Raw genomic sequence first — 15,904 nt, 5'->3', positions numbered from 1 at the left:
CTCGGTTTCAGAATGAAACCGAGGACAGGGCAAATTTACATAAGCCTTACGCAGCGGCGAACAGTTGCTCGTTGATGCGCACGTTGGCGTCGCTCATGGCTTTGCTGCGCACTTCATCACCGTAGGCCAGGCCTTCAGCGCGAACAATCTCAATGTCGGTGATGCCCAGGAAGCCGAACAGCAGCTTCAAGTAGCCTTCGTGGGCAGCGCCCGAGGCTTGGTCGGCATGCAGACCGCCGGCGGTGGAGACAATAATGACTTTTTTGTTGCCGCACAGGCCTTCAGGGCCGGCTTCGGAGTAACGGAAGGTCTGGCCGGCCACTGCGATGCGGTCAATCCAGGCTTTCAATTGGGTTGGGATGGTGAAGTTGTACATCGGCGCACCGACTACCACCGCATCGGCGGAGAGGAATTCAGCCAGCGACGATGCACTCAGTTCAGCCTCGTGCTTTTGCGCCGCATCGCGCAGTTCGGCAGCAGTGCCCAATGCGCCCAAGGTAGCGCCGGAGAAATGGTTGATGCCTTCGCTGGCGAGGTCGCGGTAGGTCACTTCCACACCCGGCTGCGCGGCTTGCCATGCCTTGACCACACCGGCGCTGAGCTGACGGGAGGCCGAGTTGTCGCCGAGGATGCTGGAATCGATGTGCAATAGTTTCATGATGGATCTCCGAGGTGGGATCGACAGTGGCGATCAGATGGTGGTGATGCTACGCATGAAACCAATGATCGATAAGCCAGCTGAAATGCGATAGTTTGTCCCACTGACAGGACAATAGGCCCACCATGCAAGACCTCAACGACCTCTACTATTTCGCCAAAGTCGTCGAAGCCGGCGGTTTTGCTGCGGCTGGCCGGCTACTTGGCATTCCCAAATCCAGGCTTTCACGGCGCATTGCCGAACTGGAAGACCGCCTGGGTGCACGCTTGCTGCAACGCACCACCCGGCAACTGACGCTCACCGCCGTCGGCGAACGCTACCTGCGCCACTGCCAGGCCATGCTGCTTGAAGCGGAAATGGCCGACGAGGCCGTGGCCAGTATGTCCAGCGAACCACGGGGGCGCTTGCGGGTCAGTTGCCCGGTGGGCCTGGCCCAGCAGATCCTGCCGGAGCTGGTAGCCGGTTTTTTGGCCGCGCACCCGTTGGTGCAGTTGGACATGACCCTGGTGAATCGCCGCGTCGACCTGGTGGCCGAAGGCATTGATGTAGCGCTGCGCGTACGCGAACTGGGCGACGAAGACCCGTTGCTGGTCACCAAACGCCTGCGCCAGGCGCATACCGTGCTGGTGGCCAGCCCCGTTTTCATGCGTGAGCGGCGGGTCGAAACCCTGGAAGACCTCAAGCAGTTGCCAATCCTTGGCGCACTCGAGGCGGACCGAATGGTGCACCAACGCATCATCGACCCCCAGGGCAACATGCACGAGCTAGTGATGGAGGCGCGCCTGGGCATCGAAGACTTTATCGTGCGCAAGGCCAGCGCAATGATGGGTGTGGGCTTTACGGTGCTGCCAATGATGTACTGCGAAGAAGAACTGGCCAGCGGCCGGCTGGTGCAATTGCTACCGGAGTGGTCATTGCCAGGCGGCTGGCTGCAGGCGGTCTACCCGCACCGGCGCGGCGTGCTGCCGGCCATCCGGGCCTGGATCGACTATCTGGAAGAAGGCTTCAAAGGCTGTGGAGATCGGCTGTTATGAGCATGACGGAAGAACAAGTCGCACGTTTTTGCCTGAGCCTGCCAGGCGCACGGGAAGACTATAAATGGGGTGGCGTGCGGGTGTTTTCGATTGCTGGCAACAAGATGTTCGCCTTGCAGAACCTGCGCGGTGAGTCGCTGGCCTTCAAGGTCGACAAAGAACTGTTCCTGGGTCACGTCGACCGCCCGGGCATTCACCCGGCGCCTTACCTGGCGAGGGCGCAGTGGGTCATCATGAACACGCCCTACCCTTTGGGCGCAGAGGAACTGCGTGGCTTGTTGCAGCGCTCCCACCAGTTGGTGGTGAGCAAGCTGCCCAAGCGCACACAGATTGGCTTGCGGCTAGAGGATTGACAGCAAGGTGCCGCCGAGGAACAGCTGGTCCAGCCAGAACACCTGGTGCAACAGCACAATCACCCAGAACAACACCTGGTAAGACACCTTGCGCGTCTTGTGCCGGAACACCTGTTGGGCGATCAACGCCCCCGGCCAACCGCCCGCCAGCTCCACCGCATGCAGGATGTTTTCCGGGGTGCGCCAGCCTTCGGTCTGCGCCTTGCGCTTATCGCTCCAGTACAAGAAGAACGCCACCACGCTGACCACGCCGTAGGCCATCAACGGGATCACCGTTTCGCCGCGATACCACAGCAACGCCGAGCCCAGCAGCGGCGCGGCACACAGCAGTACAAAGATCAGCGCCTTCAGGCGTGGGTGCTGGATAGTCATGGCTTGACCGCAGTCCAGTCGATCCAGCCGAACTGCCAGGTCGCCAGGATCACCAGGCCGAACGCAATCCGGTACCAGGCAAACGCCGCGTAGCTATGGCTGGCGATGAACTTGAGCAGGGCCTTGACCGCAATCATGGCGAAGATGAACGAGGTGACAAAGCCAATGGCGAACACCGGCAGGTCCGCGGGCTGGAACAGGTCACGGTATTTATAGCCCGAGTACACCGCCGCACCGACCATGGTCGGCATCGCCAGGAAGAACGAGAACTCGGTAGCTGTCTTGCGCGACAGGCCGAACAACAGGCCGCCGATGATCGTTGCACCGGAGCGCGAAGTGCCCGGGATCATCGCCAGACACTGGGCCAGGCCGACCTTGAGGGCGTCTTTCCAGGTGATGTCGTCGACGGTTTCAGCCCGCACTGCATGTTGGCGGCGCTCGGCCCACAACATGATCACGCCACCCACTACCAGGGCAGTCGCTACAGTGATCGGGTTAAACAGGTAGTGCTTGATCAGGTCGGCAAAAATCACCCCCAATACCACCGCCGGCAACACGGCGATGATCAGGTTGACGGTAAAGCGCCGGGCCTTGGGCTGGGTCGGCAGGCCGATGACCACGTCAAAGATCTTGCGCCGAAACTCCCAGACTACCGCCAGGATCGCGCCCAACTGGATGATGATATTGAAGGCTTCGAAACGCTCGCCGCCAAAATTGATCAGGTCGGCGACGATGATCTGGTGGCCAGTGCTGGAGATCGGCAAGAACTCCGTAAGCCCCTCGACGATGCCGAGAATCAATGCCTGTATGGCGGTCCAAAAATCCATGTTGTCTCCAAAGGTCATGCGCGCGGCATGCCTCTTAGTCTTTTTTAAGTTCACTGACGACGAGCGCACACAAGCGCCCGCGGTTGATTCTCAACGCCGGTCTGCAAAAATTCCGTGAAAAATCAGGCAGTACTCAGGTTTTTCGATTCCGGGCCGAAAGCCTATCAGACACGCCGGAAATCTCGAAGCAGCACCACAATTATAAAGAGCAGGGAGTGACAGGACGATGAACAGTTTGCGCAGCATGTCGATCAGCCGCCGCCTTTGGCTGATCCTGATAGTCGCCGTGTTGATGCTGCTGGCCTTGGGGCTGTTGATGCTCAACCAGATCCACGGCGACCTCTACCAGGCCAAGCGCCAACAAACCCAGCACGTGGTACAGACCGCCAGTGGCGTACTCAGCTATTACCAGAACCTGGAGAAAACCGGCGTACTGACCCGTGACGCCGCGCAACAACAGGCCCTGAGCGCGGTGCGCGGCCTGCGTTATGACCACGATGATTACTTCTGGATCAACGACCTCACCCCCGTGATGATCATGCACGCGGCCAACCCCAAGCTCGACGGCCAGAACCTCTCGGCGATTCGCGACCCGGACGGTTTCGCCGTGTTCAACGAATTCGTGAGCCTGGCCAAGGCCAAGGGCGCCGGAATTGTCAACTACCGCTGGCCGAAACCCGGCGCCGAAGCACCGGTAGAGAAAACCTCGTACATCCAACTGTTCGAACCCTGGGGCTGGATTATCGGCTCCGGCGTCTACGTCGACGATGTACAGGCTGAATTCAGGGGCCAGGTGTGGAAAGCCTCGGCCATTGGCCTGGGCATTGCGTTGATGATGGCCGTGCTGGTGGTGTTGATCGCTCGTAGCATCGTGCAGCCGTTGCAGGCGGCGGTGAATGCCATGGGCAATATCGCCAGCGGCGAAAGCGACCTGACCCACAGCCTCGACACCCACGGTCGTGACGAACTGACCGCACTGGCCCAGCACTTCAATAGCTTCACCGCCAAGCTGCGCCAGGTTGTCGGCCAGTTGCAGGTGTGCGCGAACGCCCTGGGCCAGTCGTCCACCGAGCTGGGCCACAACGCCAGCCAGGCCCATGACCGCAGCCAGCAGCAATCGCAGCAGATGGAACTGGTGGCCACCGCCATCAATGAAGTCACTTACGGCGTGCAGGACGTAGCGAAGAATGCCGAACACGCCGCCAGCGAAATGCGCGATGCCCAGGCTCAGGCACAACAGGGCCAGGTCAACATCGACGGCAGCTTGCAGCAGATCGACCAGCTCTCCACCACCATCAACCAGGCTGTAGAGGTGATCCGCACACTCTCCAGCGAAAGCACGCAGATCGGCGGGGTACTGGAGGTGATCCGCTCCATCGCCGACCAGACCAACCTGCTCGCCCTCAACGCCGCCATCGAAGCCGCCCGCGCCGGGGAGCAAGGCCGTGGGTTTGCGGTGGTCGCCGATGAGGTGCGGCTGCTGGCCCAGCGCACGCAGAAATCCACCGCCGAGATCCAGGTAATGATCGAGCGCCTGCAAGGCCACTCGGAAGCGGCGGTCAAGGTCATCAGCGACAGCCACAGCGCCTCGCAACTGACCATCGAGCAAGCCGGCCAGGCCGGTGCAAGCCTCACCGCCATCGGCCAGGCACTGCACAACCTCAACGGCCTGAACGCCTCGATTGCCAGCGCCACCCTGCAGCAGGCCCATGTGGTGGAAGACATCAACCAGAACGTCACCCAAGCGGCCGGGCTGTCCCACAGCACGGCGCTGGCGGCGGAGCAATCGAGCGTGGCGAGTGCGCAGTTGCGTGGCTTGAGTGAGCAGCTTGATGGGTTGCTGCGCCAATTCCGAATCTAGCGCTGACTAGCCTTTTGTAGGAGCGAGCTTGCTCGCGAAAAACCCATAGGCACCGCGGTTATTCAGACAATACGCGGTAACCTTGACGATTTTCGCGAGCAAGCTCGCTCCTACAGAGGGCAATGACGCATTGCTGTGTTTGAGGATCGGTGAGCTCTGGGTACAATCACCGCCCTCTCCCACTCTCCCAAGGATCCGCCATGTCCGGGCTTGAACTGTTCGCCGCCGCGCTGGGGGTGATCGCTGTCTGGCTGACGGTCAAACAAAACCCTTGGTGCTGGCCCATCGGCCTGGTGATGGTGTTGCTCTATACCTGGGTGTTTTTCGAGGTCAAGCTCTACTCGGACATGCTGCTGCAAGTGGTCTACGCGGCGCTGCAAGTTTACGGTTGGTGGCAGTGGACCCGCGCTGGCGAGGTCAAGCAAGGCCGCCAGGTCACCAGCCTGAAAGCGCCGGCAATCATGGCCAGCCTGGCTGTGGGCGCCGTCGGCAGTCTGCTGCTGGGCGCCGCCATGGCCCACTGGACTGACGCCGCCCAGCCCTGGCTCGACGCCGCCCTCACCGGCTTCAGCCTGGTCGCGCAGATGTGGATGGCGCAAAAACGCGTGCAGTGCTGGCCGTTGTGGATTGTGGTGGATGTGATCTTCGTCGGCCTGTTCCTCTACAAAGGCCTCTATCTCACGGCTGCACTCTATGCATTGTTTACCGTGATTGCCGTGCAAGGCTGGCGCGAGTGGCGCGCCGACCCGGCGTTACGCGCATGAAAGTGGTGGTATTGGCGGGCCCCGAATCCAGCGGCAAGAGCTGGCTGGCGGCGCAGTTGCACGCGCGCTTCGGCGGGTTGATGGTGGGGGAATATGTGCGGTACTTCATCGATCAGCATCAGCGCGACACCACCCTGGCGGATATCCCGGCCATTGCCCAGGGCCAGTTGGCCTGGGAGGATGCCGCCCGCGCCAAACGCCCCGCCTTGCTGATCCTCGACACCCACCTGCTGACCAACAAGCTCTGGAGCCAGACCCTGTTCGGCGGCTATCCCGGCTGGCTTGATGACGAACTTCTGGCGCGGCATTACGACCTGCACCTGCTGCTCTCACCCGAGGATGTGGAATGGAGTGCCGACGGCCAGCGCTGCCAGCCGGAGCTGGCTGATCGCCGGGCGTTTTTTCAGGCCAGCCTGGAGTGGATGCAGGAGCATCAGCAGCCGGTGGTAGTGATTCGCGGAGATTGGGAGCAGCGCCGCCAGGCGGCATTTACCGCCGTCAAGCAGTTGCTCGCCTTCCCCCTGTAGGAGCGAGCTTGCTCGCGAAAAACCGGAGTGCGCCGCTGTGAATCAGGCACCCCGCGTTATCGTTAACGATCTTCGCGAGCAAGCTCGCTCCTACACCAACGGTGTGAAGCTTTAGTAGCCCAACGACAACCCCGTATTGCGTCGCGGGTCATTGGCCCCATAGAAGCGGTTGTTACCCACCGGCTTGCCATCCAGAGCAGGCGCACCGACCAGGATCGCCGCCAAATGGTTGGCATCTTGCGGACCAGCAAACTTATGGCCCCAGCTCTCGAGAATCTTCTGGGTATCCGGGCTCACGGCAAACGTCTCAAGGTTGGTGGTCTCAGGCATCCACTGCTGGTGGAAGCGCGGCGCGTCCACGGCTTCCTGGATATTCATCTTGTAGTCGATGACATTCAGGATGGTCAGCAAGGTGGCAGTGATGATGCGACTGCCCCCCGGTGTACCGACCACCATCACCGCCTTGCCGTCCTTGGTGACGATGGTCGGGCTCATCGACGACAGCGGCGCCTTGCCCGGTGCGATGGCGTTGGCTTCGCCCTGCACCAGCCCGTACATGTTCGGCACGCCGACCTTGACGGTGAAGTCGTCCATTTCATCGTTGAGAATCACCCCGGTCTTGCTCGCCATCACCCCGGCGCCAAACCAGTCGTTGAGGGTATAGGTCACCGAGACCGCGTTGCCCCATTTGTCGACGATGGAATAGTGGGTGGTGTTATTGCCTTCATGGGGCGATACACCCGGTTTGATTGCCTGGGAATCACCGGCCTTTTGCGGTTCGATCGCCGCACGTAGCTTGGCCGCGTAGTTCTTGTCCAGCAGATGCTCGATGGGGTTCTTCACGAAGTCCGGGTCACCGAGATAGCTGTTGCGGTCCACGTAGGCGTGGCGCATCGCTTCGATCTGGTAGTGCAGGCCCTGGGCCGAGTGATAGCCCAGATCGGCCATCGGGTAGCCTTCGAGGATATTCATGATCTGGCAGATCACCACACCGCCGGAGCTGGGTGGCGGCGCCGAGACCACATGGTAGCCACGGTAGTCGCACTCGATGGGGGCCAGTTCGCGGGTTTTGTAGGCGTCGAGGTCAGCCTGGGTGATGATGCCTTTGCCGGCCTGGCTGGAATCCACTACAGCCTTGGCGACCCAGCCTTTATAGAAACCGTCGGTGCCCTTGGCCGAGATTTCCTTGAGGGTCTCGGCCAGGTCCTTCTGCACCAGCTTCTGGCCTACCTGCATCGGCTCGCCGTTATGCAGGAAGATGCCACGCATATCCTGGTCTTTTTCGAACTCACCGGTGGCGGTGTGCAACAGGTCGATATCGCCCTGCTCCAGCTCAAAGCCGTTTTCCGCCAGCTTGATCGCCGGGGCAATCACTTGGGCGCGCTTGAGGGTGCCGTATTTGCTCAGGGCCAGCTCCATGCCGGACACCGTGCCCGGTACGCCGACCGCCAAATGGCCTTTGGCGCTGAGGCCCTCGACCACATTGCCGGCCTTGTCGAGGTACATATCGGCCGTCGCCGCCAACGGGGCTTTTTCGCGGAAGTCGAGGAAGGTCTTGCGCCCGTCCGCCAGTTGCACCGTCATGAAACCGCCACCGCCCAGGTTGCCCGCCGCCGGGTACACCACCGCCAGTGCGTAACCCACTGCCACCGCCGCATCGACCGCGTTGCCGCCGGCCTTGAGCACATCGACCCCCACATGGGTTGCCAGGTGCTGGGCCGTGACCACCATGCCATTTTCACCCGCAACCGGGGCTTGGGAAGCTGCATGCACCCCGTTGATCGTTAATACCAGCGCGGTAGCAATCAAGGTGTGACTCAAGGGTTGGTATTTCATCCATGGCTACTCTGATTATTGAGATGCACCAAAATAGCCCCTCGCTGATTCAATCCCCAGCGCAATGGCGTTTTTATTACAGAACTTGTCGGTCATGGAACGCACACCGCTGTGCAAGGCGGCAATCAGCTCTGGCCTATAAAATTAATGGCGCTAGAATCGGCGCCATTCTTTCGCCGCCGCCCTGATACGAGCCTGTCCATGAGCTTTGATTTCGACACGATCCACCCACGCTTCGATACCGGCAGTACCAAGTGGAGCCGTTACCCGCAAGATGTTCTGCCGATGTGGATCGCCGACATGGACATCGCCGCGCCGCCCGCCATTTTGCGCGCCCTGCACGCGCGCCTGGACCAGCAGATTCTCGGCTACAGCGTGGCCGGCCCGGACGTGCGCGACGCCATCGTCGCTGACCTGTGGGCCAAGTACGCCTGGCGCGTGCAGCCCGAAGAACTGTTGTTCCTGCCCGGCGTCGAGCCTGGCTTCAATATGGCCCTGCACGCATTCGTCCAGCCCGGCCAGGCGGTGGTGCTGCAAACCCCCAACTATCGGCCGATTCGCCTGGCGCCGGGCAACTGGAATCTGCCACGCATCGAAATGCCGTTCGAGTTGATCAACGGCGAATACGTCACGCCTATGCCTGCGATGCGCCAGGCATTGAGCGGTGCCGGTGCGTTGCTGCTGAGTAATCCGCACAACCCCATCGGCAAGGTATTTCCCCGGGAGGAACTGACGGCGGTAGCCAATGCCTGCGTGGAAGCTGGCGCGCTGATCATCAGCGACGAGATCCACGCAGAGCTGTGCTTCGACGGCCGTCGCCACATCCCCACCGCCAGCCTCAGCCCCGAGATTGCCCAGCGCACCATCACCCTGATGTCGGCGAGCAAGGCCTATAACGTGGCCGGCTTGAAGACCTGCTTTGCGGTGGTCCAGAACGCCGAAGTGCGCGAGCGCTTCAATAACGCACGCTGCGGCATGGTCGACAGCGTCAGCCCCCTGGGCCTGGAAGCCACCCGAGCCGCCTACAGCCAATGCGGCGACTGGCTCGCTGCGCTGTTGCAGTACCTGCAGGCCAACCGTGACTACCTGCTCGATGCAGTAAAGACCCGCTTGCCTGGTGTGGTGATGCATGCACCACAGGGCACCTTCCTGGCGTGGCTCGATTGCAGCGCTCTTGGCCTGGATGACCCGCAGCAGTTTTTCCTGGAGCAGGCCAAGGTCGGCCTGAGTGCAGGGATCGAATTTGGCGATGACAGCCAACAGTTCGTGCGCCTGAACTTCGGTTGCCCACGGGCGATGCTGGAGGAAGGTATACAGCGCATGGAGCGTGCCTTGCGCCAGCACTAACCTGCCCGGCGAGGCATTCGTGGGAGGGGCAGGCAATCCCCTCCCCCATTATTCATTCACAACTTGGCGATGGACACTTCAGTCGATTTCACGAAGGCAATCACTTCACTGCCCACCTTCAATTCCAGATCACGCACCGAACGTGTGGTAATCACCGACGTCACAATGCCAGACGCGGTTTGTACGTCGATTTCCGACACCACTTCCCCCAATAGAATCTCCTTGATCACGCCTTTGAACTGGTTGCGCACGTTGATCGCTTTGATGGTCATGTCGGCTTTCCTTTTGGCTGTTGGGTCAATCCGCACGAATGCGCAGGCCCTCAAATTGCGCCTCGATAGAAAAGATTAAAAGGAATAAATATCTATTTATCTATTCCATAAAGACATATGAAGTAAATATTCTTCGCCTCCCATCTGCCCGGCGCCTAACGTTCGGCAGCGACTTATAACCGCACATCTTGTGCGTTGACCAACCTTGTTACACACCATATAGTGTGCCCACAAACAAAACAGACCACTACATAGTGTGCAGAATCGGTATTCACCGACCACACTCAGCGCAGTATTTCAATGCCTGGTAGCCTGCAAATCGCACTTTTTTGGACGGGTTGAACACCGTCAGAACGGATCAGAAGGGAGTATTTCAATGCTGAGTTGGGATGAAGTCGATAACGAAGACACCGGTGCAGCGGTGATCAAAGGCGCCAACGCCGGCCACGCCACCGAAGCCAACATGGACCGCCTCGACGGTGCCGGCGCCGCCGCCGCCGTGGAAGCCCGCGCCGTCACCGCCAACGACTCCGCCGCCATCGTGCGCGCCAAGGCCGCCCTGGACAAACTCGACGTCGCCGAAGGCCTCGCCGAGCTCGAAGGCGCCTCCGCCCGCGTCGCCGTTGACGAAAAGCGCATGATCAACTGCCGCGCCGACCTCAACCAACTCGTGCCATTCAAGTACGACTGGGCCTGGCAGAAGTACCTCGACGGCTGCGCCAACCACTGGATGCCGCAAGAGGTCAACATGACCGCCGACATCGCCCTGTGGAAAAACCCCGAAGGCCTGACCGATGACGAACGCCGTATCGTCATGCGCAACCTGGGCTTCTTCTCCACCGCCGACTCCCTGGTAGCCAACAACCTGGTGCTGGCCGTGTACCGCCTGATCACCAACCCGGAGTGCCGCCAGTACATCCTGCGCCAGGCCTTCGAAGAAGCGATCCACACCCACGCCTACCAGTACTGCATCGAATCGCTGGCCATGGATGAAGGCGAGATCTTCAACATGTACCACGAGATTCCATCGGTCGCCAAAAAGGCCGCCTGGGGCCTCAAGTACACCCGCTCGATCTCCGATCCGAAGTTCGAAACCGGCACCGTCGACACCGACAAAGAACTGCTGCGCAACCTGGTCGCCTACTACTGCGTGCTGGAAGGCATCTTCTTCTACTGCGGCTTCACCCAGATCCTGTCCATGGGCCGCCGCAACAAAATGACCGGCGTGGCCGAGCAGTTCCAGTACATCCTGCGCGATGAGTCGATGCACCTGAACTTCGGTATCGACGTGATCAACCAAATCAAAATCGAAAACCCACACCTGTGGGATGCCGAGATGAAAGAAGAAGCGACCCAGATGATCCTGCAAGGGACGCAGCTGGAGATCGAATATGCGCGGGATACCATGCCGCGTGGGGTGTTGGGCATGAATGCGGCGATGATGGAAGACTATCTGAAGTTCATCGCAAACCGTCGCCTGTCGCAGATCGGCTTGAAGGAAGAGTACCCAGGCACGACTAACCCGTTCCCGTGGATGAGCGAGATCATGGACTTGAAGAAAGAGAAGAACTTCTTCGAGACCCGTGTGATCGAGTATCAGACCGGCGGCGCGTTGAGCTGGGACTGAATCAACACGAACCAATAAATGTGGGAGCGGGCTTGCCCGCGATAGCGCTGTATCAGTCACGGATGTACCCACTGACACACAGCTATCGCGGGCAAGCCCGCTCCCACATTGGCTATTGATGATCCATAGACTTTGCAAGCAAGCCTTTATGCCCAACCAAACCATCAAAACCCCTTGCGTCGGCCTGTGCTCCACCGTCTACGGTGACTTGGTCTGTCGGGGCTGCAAGCGCTATCACCACGAGGTGATCCAGTGGAATGGCTATAACGCCGAGGAAAAACAGGCGGTGTGGCTGCGTCTGGAACAACTGCTGGTACAGGTAATGGCCAGCAAGCTGGAAGTGTTCGACCCGCACTGCCTGCGACAGCAGTTGGAAGCGCGCAAGATTCGTTTTATGCCGCACCAGTCGCCGTATTGCTGGGCATACCAGTTGATTGCGCGGGGTGCGCGGGTGATTTCCAGGCTGGATGCCTATGGTTTGACGCTGTTACCGGAGTTTCGTGAACGCCACCTGGCAGATTTGCGCGATGCGATTGATCGAGAGTTCTTTTTGCTGTCCGAGGCACATTACGAGCGCTATATCGCCCCGGTTTTCTTGAAAGAGTCATTCGGGCCGGCGCTGATTGCCACGCGCTGACCCAAATCGCAAACACTGCGGGAACTGGCCATAGGTATTTACACTACTGCGGTACAACGCTGGACCTGTGGCGAGGGAGCTTGCTCCCGTGACGGCCCTGACAGCCGACGATGATCCAACTCACGCTCCGCGACCCAAAGTAGATAAGCGTCGACTATCAGCCCGTCATCGCAGGCAAGCCAGCTCCCACAGTTGGATGCCGGGGCTTCAGGTATATATGGGTCGGCTGTCAGGCCGCCATCACAGGCAAGCCCGTTCCTTCCCAATTGTGTTTAAAATGCCGCCCGCCCGATGACTGACGCTTAACGATGAACCCAGACGCACTCGCTACCCTGCACGCCCACTTGCTCACTGTCCTGGCTGACGCGCCTGCGGAAACCCGGCGTTTGTTCCATGGCCGTGGCCGTTGCTGGCCAGGTCTGGAACAACTGACGGTGGACTGGCTGCAAGGGGTGGTGCTAGTTGCTTTGTTCAAAGAAACCGAGCACCTGGATGCCCTGAAGCACACACTGTTGCAGATCGAGTGGAGCCGTTTCGGCGTGCACACCGTGGCCCTGCAACACCGCTACCTGCCGCAAAGCACCACCGAATGGCTGGTGGGCGACGCCATCGACGAACTGACCATCACCGAGGGCGGCCTGCGCTACCTGATCGACCTGGGTAAAAAACAGAACAGCGGGCTGTTTCTCGACATGCGTTACGGGCGCAACTGGGTGCGCGAACAAGCCCAGGGCCAGCGTGTGCTGAATTTGTTTGCCTATACCTGCGGTTTTTCCGTGGCCGCCATCGAAGGCGGCGCCGACCATGTGGTGAACCTGGACATGGCCCGTGGGGCCTTAAGCCGTGGCCGCGACAACCATCGCCTGAATGGGCACGACCTGAGCCGAGTGAGTTTCCTGGGCCACGACTTGTTCAAGTCCTGGGCCAAGGTGACGAACAACGGCCCTTACGACCTGGTGATCATCGACCCGCCCTCCTTCCAGAAAGGCAGTTTCCTGCTGACCAAGGATTACCAGCGCGTGCTGCGCCGCCTGCCGGACTTGCTCAGTGCCCACGGCACCGTGCTGGCATGCATGAACGATCCGGCCTTCGGCGAGGACTTCCTGATCGACGGCGTGACCCGCGAAGCACCGGGCCTGCGGTTTGTACAGCGGCTGGAAAACCCACCGGAATTTCCCGACATTGACCCGCAGAGTGGGCTGAAGGCCCTGGTGTTCCGTCAGGGTTGATGCCGAAACATCCTACGCTTGCTACGCTAACGGATACGCCGGGCGGTGAACCTTATCCTCCCCTTCCCGGTCGATACCTGCATTCCCTGGCCAGACTCGACGGCGCTACGTTGTCGGCTGCCCCGTTTGACCTTTTGGAGAGCCGCCCGTGATATCGACCCTGCATGTAGCCAGACTCAAAGCCTGGGGCGCCCACGGCTTTACCGCCACCGGTGTGGTATTGGCCTTTTTGGCCACCCTGGCGCTGCTGGAAAACTCCCCCAAGGCGTGCCTGCTGTGGCTGGGCCTGGCGCTGGTGGTGGATGGCGTCGACGGCTCGCTGGCGCGACGGGTGAATGTCAGCACGGTGCTGCCCAGCTTTGACGGCTCGGTGCTGGACCTGGTGATCGACTACCTCACCTACGTGTTCATTCCTGCACTGTTTATCTACCGCTACATCGACCTGCCTGATTTCACCCACCTGTTTGCGGTGTCGGTGATTCTGGTGTCGTCGCTGTTCTGTTTTTGCAACGTGAACATGAAGAGCAAGGACAACTACTTCGTCGGCTTCCCTGCCGCCTGGAACGTCGTTGCCCTGTGCGTCTATATCATCCAGCCGGATGCGTGGGTCACCTTGCTGACCGTGATCGGCCTGGCGCTGTTGACCGTCACGCCGATGAAGTTCCTGCACCCGTTCCGGGTCAAGCGCTTCATGCCGATCAACATTGCGGTGACCACCATCTGGCTGCTGTGCAGCTTCCTGATGGTGGTGGATTACCCGAACACCAACCCTTGGACATTTGGCTTATGGTCGCTGATGTCGGCGTACTTCCTGGGTATCTGCATCTGGCGCACGGCCGTGGAATGGCTGGGCGCGCACAAATAACAAGCGGGCTCGGTAAAAAATGTGGGAGGGGGCTTGCCCCCTCCCACATTTGAGTCACATCGCAGTAAGATGCTGGCCTTCTGCGGCCCTCCAACAATAAGCCCTGCCCATGCCCTTCGAACTCAGCGTAGACCTCACCACCCTGGCCATCCTGGCCGTTGTCGCTTTTATCGCCGGTTTTATCGACGCCATCGCCGGCGGTGGCGGTCTGTTGACCACCCCGGCCCTGCTCACCGCCGGTATGCCGCCGCACCTGGTGCTGGGCACCAACAAGCTCAGCTCCACCTTCGGCTCGGCCACCGCCAGTTTTACCTTCTACCGCCGCAAGCTGTTCCACCCACGCCAATGGGTGCACGCCATCGTCGGTACCTTGATCGGTGCGCTGACCGGCGCGGTCGTCGCGCATTACTTGCCTGCCGAAACCCTGAACAAGATGCTCCCGGTGATCGTCTTCGCCTGCGGTGTGTACCTGCTGTTCGGTGGCACGCCCAAGGCGCCACTGGACGCGGAGGCACCGATCAAAAAGAAATGGCAAGCCACCCAGGGCTTTGGCCTGGGTTTCTACGACGGCGTGGCCGGGCCCGGCACGGGGGCGTTCTGGACGGTCAGCACGATGCTGCTGCACCCCATCGACCTGGTGAAGGCCAGCGGCGTAGCGCGCAGCATGAACTTCGTCAGCAACGCGGCGGCGCTGACGGTGTTTATCATCAATGGTTCGGTGGACTGGATTGTCGGCCTGGCGATGGGGGTATCGGTGATGTGTGGCGCGTTCTTTGGCGCACGCAGCGCGATCAGCGGCGGCGCCAAATTCATTCGCCCGGTGTTTATCACCGTGGTTCTGGGCCTGACCGTGCGCCTAGCCTGGCAGCACTGGTTCAGCGTGGCCTAAACGGCGGGCCACGTAGAGGTCGATGAGGTAACGCGCAATCGAGCGTGACGCCGGCAACGGCGGCAGCTCGTGGATATTGAACCACTGCGCGTCCTCGATCTCGTCGGCCTGGGGCACGATATCGCCACCGGCGTATTCGGCGTGAAAGCCCAGCATCATCGAGTGAGGGAACGGCCAGCATTGGCTGCCCATGTACTGGATGTTCTTGACCTCCACCTGCACCTCTTCACGCACTTCACGGATCAGGCAGTCTTCGGCGGACTCCCCCGGCTCGGCAAAACCGGCCAGGGTGCTGTAGACCCCGGTGACGAAACGCGGCGAACGCGCCAGCAGGATGTCATCGCCACGGGTCACCAGCACGATCATGCTCGGTGAGATCCGAGGGTAGCTGCGCAGGTCGCAGGCCTGGCAATACATCGCCCGCTCCCTCGGCACCTGTACCATCGCCTGGCCACAACTGCCACAAAAACGGTGTTCCCGCGCCCAGGTACCGATCTGCGCGGCGTAGCCCAGCACCTTGTACAGGGTGTGATCACCTTGCAGCATAAAGCCACGCAAGCCCTGCCAACTGCACCCTGGCACATCAGCCGGCGAGTCGAGTTCCAACAGGTACACCGGCTCGCCGTCGAGGTGGCCGATGCCGTGTTCGGCAAACACCGGCAGGTCCTGGCGCTTGAGCCATTCGCGCGGGAACAGCGGGCCGTTGGTGTCGTGTAAGAAGCCTTCGCGGCTGCGGGCGACCGCCCAGCCGCCGGGGGCGTCGTTGTCCAGCAGCGTTGTGGTAATCCAGCCTGGGGTCATGTCAG

17 protein-coding genes are annotated in these 15,904 nt (G+C 60.6%); 11 read left to right on the top strand and 6 right to left on the bottom strand.

The window, feature by feature from the left end:
- Positions 1 to 46: 46 nt before the first annotated feature.
- Complete coding sequence (locus HU730_RS03360) at positions 47 to 658, bottom strand: FMN-dependent NADH-azoreductase (protein ID WP_186527722.1); 612 nt, start codon at positions 656 to 658, stop codon at positions 47 to 49.
- A gap of 125 nt (positions 659 to 783) precedes the next feature.
- Here HU730_RS03360 and HU730_RS03355 point away from each other — a divergent pair, with 125 nt between their 5' ends.
- Together HU730_RS03355 and HU730_RS03350 are read left to right on the top strand one after the other, a co-directional pair.
- The gene (locus HU730_RS03355) at positions 784 to 1,692 is read left to right on the top strand and encodes a LysR substrate-binding domain-containing protein (protein WP_034127344.1); all 909 of its coding nucleotides are present in this window, start codon (positions 784 to 786) and stop codon (positions 1,690 to 1,692) included.
- Complete coding sequence (locus HU730_RS03350) at positions 1,689 to 2,045, top strand: MmcQ/YjbR family DNA-binding protein (RefSeq protein ID WP_034127343.1); 357 nt, start codon at positions 1,689 to 1,691, stop codon at positions 2,043 to 2,045. The genes HU730_RS03355 and HU730_RS03350 overlap by 4 nt, the downstream gene beginning before the upstream one ends.
- On the opposite strand, the gene HU730_RS03345 is transcribed toward HU730_RS03350, so the two are convergent.
- Together HU730_RS03345 and HU730_RS03340 are read right to left on the bottom strand one after the other, a co-directional pair.
- The gene (locus HU730_RS03345; RefSeq protein ID WP_034127342.1) at positions 2,034 to 2,417 is read right to left on the bottom strand and encodes a DUF1294 domain-containing protein; all 384 of its coding nucleotides are present in this window, start codon (positions 2,415 to 2,417) and stop codon (positions 2,034 to 2,036) included. The genes HU730_RS03350 and HU730_RS03345 overlap by 12 nt on opposite strands.
- Positions 2,414 to 3,244 (bottom strand): undecaprenyl-diphosphate phosphatase, encoded by an 831-nt coding sequence (locus HU730_RS03340; RefSeq protein WP_044273643.1) that lies wholly within the window; start codon positions 3,242 to 3,244, stop codon positions 2,414 to 2,416. Before HU730_RS03340 ends, HU730_RS03345 begins: the two co-directional genes overlap by 4 nt.
- Positions 3,245 to 3,470: 226 nt before the next feature.
- On the opposite strand from HU730_RS03340, the gene HU730_RS03335 reads away from it, so the two are divergent.
- The 3 genes from HU730_RS03335 to HU730_RS03325 all read left to right on the top strand — a co-directional run bounded on the left by HU730_RS03335 (position 3,471) and on the right by HU730_RS03325 (position 6,396).
- On the top strand, positions 3,471 to 5,105 hold the full coding sequence (locus tag HU730_RS03335) for a methyl-accepting chemotaxis protein (RefSeq protein WP_054921941.1): 1,635 nt from the start codon (positions 3,471 to 3,473) through the stop codon (positions 5,103 to 5,105).
- Between the two features lie 200 nt (positions 5,106 to 5,305).
- Positions 5,306 to 5,869 carry a nicotinamide riboside transporter PnuC gene (gene pnuC / locus HU730_RS03330; protein ID WP_034127339.1) on the top strand — a complete coding sequence of 188 codons (564 nt, stop codon included), beginning with the start codon at positions 5,306 to 5,308 and terminating at the stop codon, positions 5,867 to 5,869.
- Positions 5,866 to 6,396: an AAA family ATPase gene (locus tag HU730_RS03325; RefSeq protein ID WP_186527721.1), complete on the top strand. Its 531-nt coding sequence runs from the start codon at positions 5,866 to 5,868 to the stop codon at positions 6,394 to 6,396. Before pnuC ends, HU730_RS03325 begins: the two co-directional genes overlap by 4 nt.
- A 111-nt stretch (positions 6,397 to 6,507) precedes the next feature.
- Here HU730_RS03325 and ggt read toward each other — a convergent pair whose 3' ends face one another.
- Positions 6,508 to 8,232, bottom strand: coding sequence for a gamma-glutamyltransferase (ggt, locus tag HU730_RS03320; protein WP_186527720.1), 1,725 nt, complete (start codon positions 8,230 to 8,232; stop codon positions 6,508 to 6,510).
- Between the two features lie 201 nt (positions 8,233 to 8,433).
- Between ggt and HU730_RS03315 the strand changes: the two genes are divergently transcribed.
- On the top strand, positions 8,434 to 9,579 hold the full coding sequence (locus HU730_RS03315; RefSeq protein WP_186527719.1) for a PatB family C-S lyase: 1,146 nt from the start codon (positions 8,434 to 8,436) through the stop codon (positions 9,577 to 9,579).
- 56 nt (positions 9,580 to 9,635) lie between these two features.
- Here the strand turns inward: HU730_RS03315 and HU730_RS03310 are convergent, their stop codons facing one another.
- Complete coding sequence (locus HU730_RS03310) at positions 9,636 to 9,851, bottom strand: TOBE domain-containing protein (RefSeq protein WP_003173733.1); 216 nt, start codon at positions 9,849 to 9,851, stop codon at positions 9,636 to 9,638.
- 376 nt (positions 9,852 to 10,227) lie between these two features.
- Here HU730_RS03310 and HU730_RS03305 point away from each other — a divergent pair, with 376 nt between their 5' ends.
- The 5 genes from HU730_RS03305 to HU730_RS03285 all read left to right on the top strand — a co-directional run bounded on the left by HU730_RS03305 (position 10,228) and on the right by HU730_RS03285 (position 15,098).
- Positions 10,228 to 11,478, top strand: a complete 1,251-nt coding sequence (locus HU730_RS03305; protein WP_032892020.1) for a ribonucleotide-diphosphate reductase subunit beta — start codon at positions 10,228 to 10,230, stop codon at positions 11,476 to 11,478.
- 148 nt (positions 11,479 to 11,626) lie between these two features.
- The gene (locus HU730_RS03300; protein ID WP_054895944.1) at positions 11,627 to 12,115 is read left to right on the top strand and encodes a DUF1289 domain-containing protein; all 489 of its coding nucleotides are present in this window, start codon (positions 11,627 to 11,629) and stop codon (positions 12,113 to 12,115) included.
- Positions 12,116 to 12,423: 308 nt separating this feature from the next.
- Positions 12,424 to 13,344, top strand: a complete 921-nt coding sequence (locus HU730_RS03295) for a class I SAM-dependent methyltransferase (protein ID WP_186526798.1) — start codon at positions 12,424 to 12,426, stop codon at positions 13,342 to 13,344.
- Positions 13,345 to 13,492: 148 nt separating this feature from the next.
- A complete protein-coding gene (gene pcsA / locus HU730_RS03290) occupies positions 13,493 to 14,209 on the top strand; it encodes a phosphatidylcholine synthase (protein WP_003191017.1) in 717 nt (238 codons plus the stop codon).
- Between the two features lie 109 nt (positions 14,210 to 14,318).
- On the top strand, positions 14,319 to 15,098 hold the full coding sequence (locus HU730_RS03285; RefSeq protein WP_003191011.1) for a TSUP family transporter: 780 nt from the start codon (positions 14,319 to 14,321) through the stop codon (positions 15,096 to 15,098).
- Here the strand turns inward: HU730_RS03285 and nudC are convergent.
- Positions 15,066 to 15,899, bottom strand: a complete 834-nt coding sequence (gene nudC / locus HU730_RS03280) for an NAD(+) diphosphatase (RefSeq protein WP_060764629.1) — start codon at positions 15,897 to 15,899, stop codon at positions 15,066 to 15,068. The two genes, HU730_RS03285 and nudC, sit on opposite strands and share 33 nt — an antisense overlap.
- Between the last annotated feature and the right edge of the window lie 5 nt (positions 15,900 to 15,904).

Origin of the sequence: Pseudomonas sp. SWRI22 (assembly GCF_014268395.2) — a bacterium.
GTDB lineage: Bacteria > Pseudomonadota > Gammaproteobacteria > Pseudomonadales > Pseudomonadaceae > Aquipseudomonas > Aquipseudomonas paracarnis.
Note: the sequence above shows the minus strand (reverse complement) of the source record. Positions and strands in the feature narration are given on the sequence as shown.

What these genes read in the sequence shown, in the direction of transcription:
- HU730_RS03360 (WP_186527722.1), bottom strand. Translation starts at nt 658, where the DNA reads ATGAAACTATTGCACATCGATTCCAGCATCCTCGGCGACAACTCGGCC.
- HU730_RS03355 (WP_034127344.1), top strand. Translation starts at nt 784, where the DNA reads ATGCAAGACCTCAACGACCTCTACTATTTCGCCAAAGTCGTCGAAGCC.
- HU730_RS03350 (WP_034127343.1), top strand. Translation starts at nt 1,689, where the DNA reads ATGAGCATGACGGAAGAACAAGTCGCACGTTTTTGCCTGAGCCTGCCA.
- HU730_RS03345 (WP_034127342.1), bottom strand. Translation starts at nt 2,417, where the DNA reads ATGACTATCCAGCACCCACGCCTGAAGGCGCTGATCTTTGTACTGCTG.
- HU730_RS03340 (WP_044273643.1), bottom strand. Translation starts at nt 3,244, where the DNA reads ATGGATTTTTGGACCGCCATACAGGCATTGATTCTCGGCATCGTCGAG.
- HU730_RS03335 (WP_054921941.1), top strand. Translation starts at nt 3,471, where the DNA reads ATGAACAGTTTGCGCAGCATGTCGATCAGCCGCCGCCTTTGGCTGATC.
- pnuC (WP_034127339.1), top strand. Translation starts at nt 5,306, where the DNA reads ATGTCCGGGCTTGAACTGTTCGCCGCCGCGCTGGGGGTGATCGCTGTC.
- HU730_RS03325 (WP_186527721.1), top strand. Translation starts at nt 5,866, where the DNA reads ATGAAAGTGGTGGTATTGGCGGGCCCCGAATCCAGCGGCAAGAGCTGG.
- ggt (WP_186527720.1), bottom strand. Translation starts at nt 8,232, where the DNA reads ATGAAATACCAACCCTTGAGTCACACCTTGATTGCTACCGCGCTGGTA.
- HU730_RS03315 (WP_186527719.1), top strand. Translation starts at nt 8,434, where the DNA reads ATGAGCTTTGATTTCGACACGATCCACCCACGCTTCGATACCGGCAGT.
- HU730_RS03310 (WP_003173733.1), bottom strand. Translation starts at nt 9,851, where the DNA reads ATGACCATCAAAGCGATCAACGTGCGCAACCAGTTCAAAGGCGTGATC.
- HU730_RS03305 (WP_032892020.1), top strand. Translation starts at nt 10,228, where the DNA reads ATGCTGAGTTGGGATGAAGTCGATAACGAAGACACCGGTGCAGCGGTG.
- HU730_RS03300 (WP_054895944.1), top strand. Translation starts at nt 11,627, where the DNA reads ATGCCCAACCAAACCATCAAAACCCCTTGCGTCGGCCTGTGCTCCACC.
- HU730_RS03295 (WP_186526798.1), top strand. Translation starts at nt 12,424, where the DNA reads ATGAACCCAGACGCACTCGCTACCCTGCACGCCCACTTGCTCACTGTC.
- HU730_RS03285 (WP_003191011.1), top strand. Translation starts at nt 14,319, where the DNA reads ATGCCCTTCGAACTCAGCGTAGACCTCACCACCCTGGCCATCCTGGCC.
- nudC (WP_060764629.1), bottom strand. Translation starts at nt 15,899, where the DNA reads ATGACCCCAGGCTGGATTACCACAACGCTGCTGGACAACGACGCCCCC.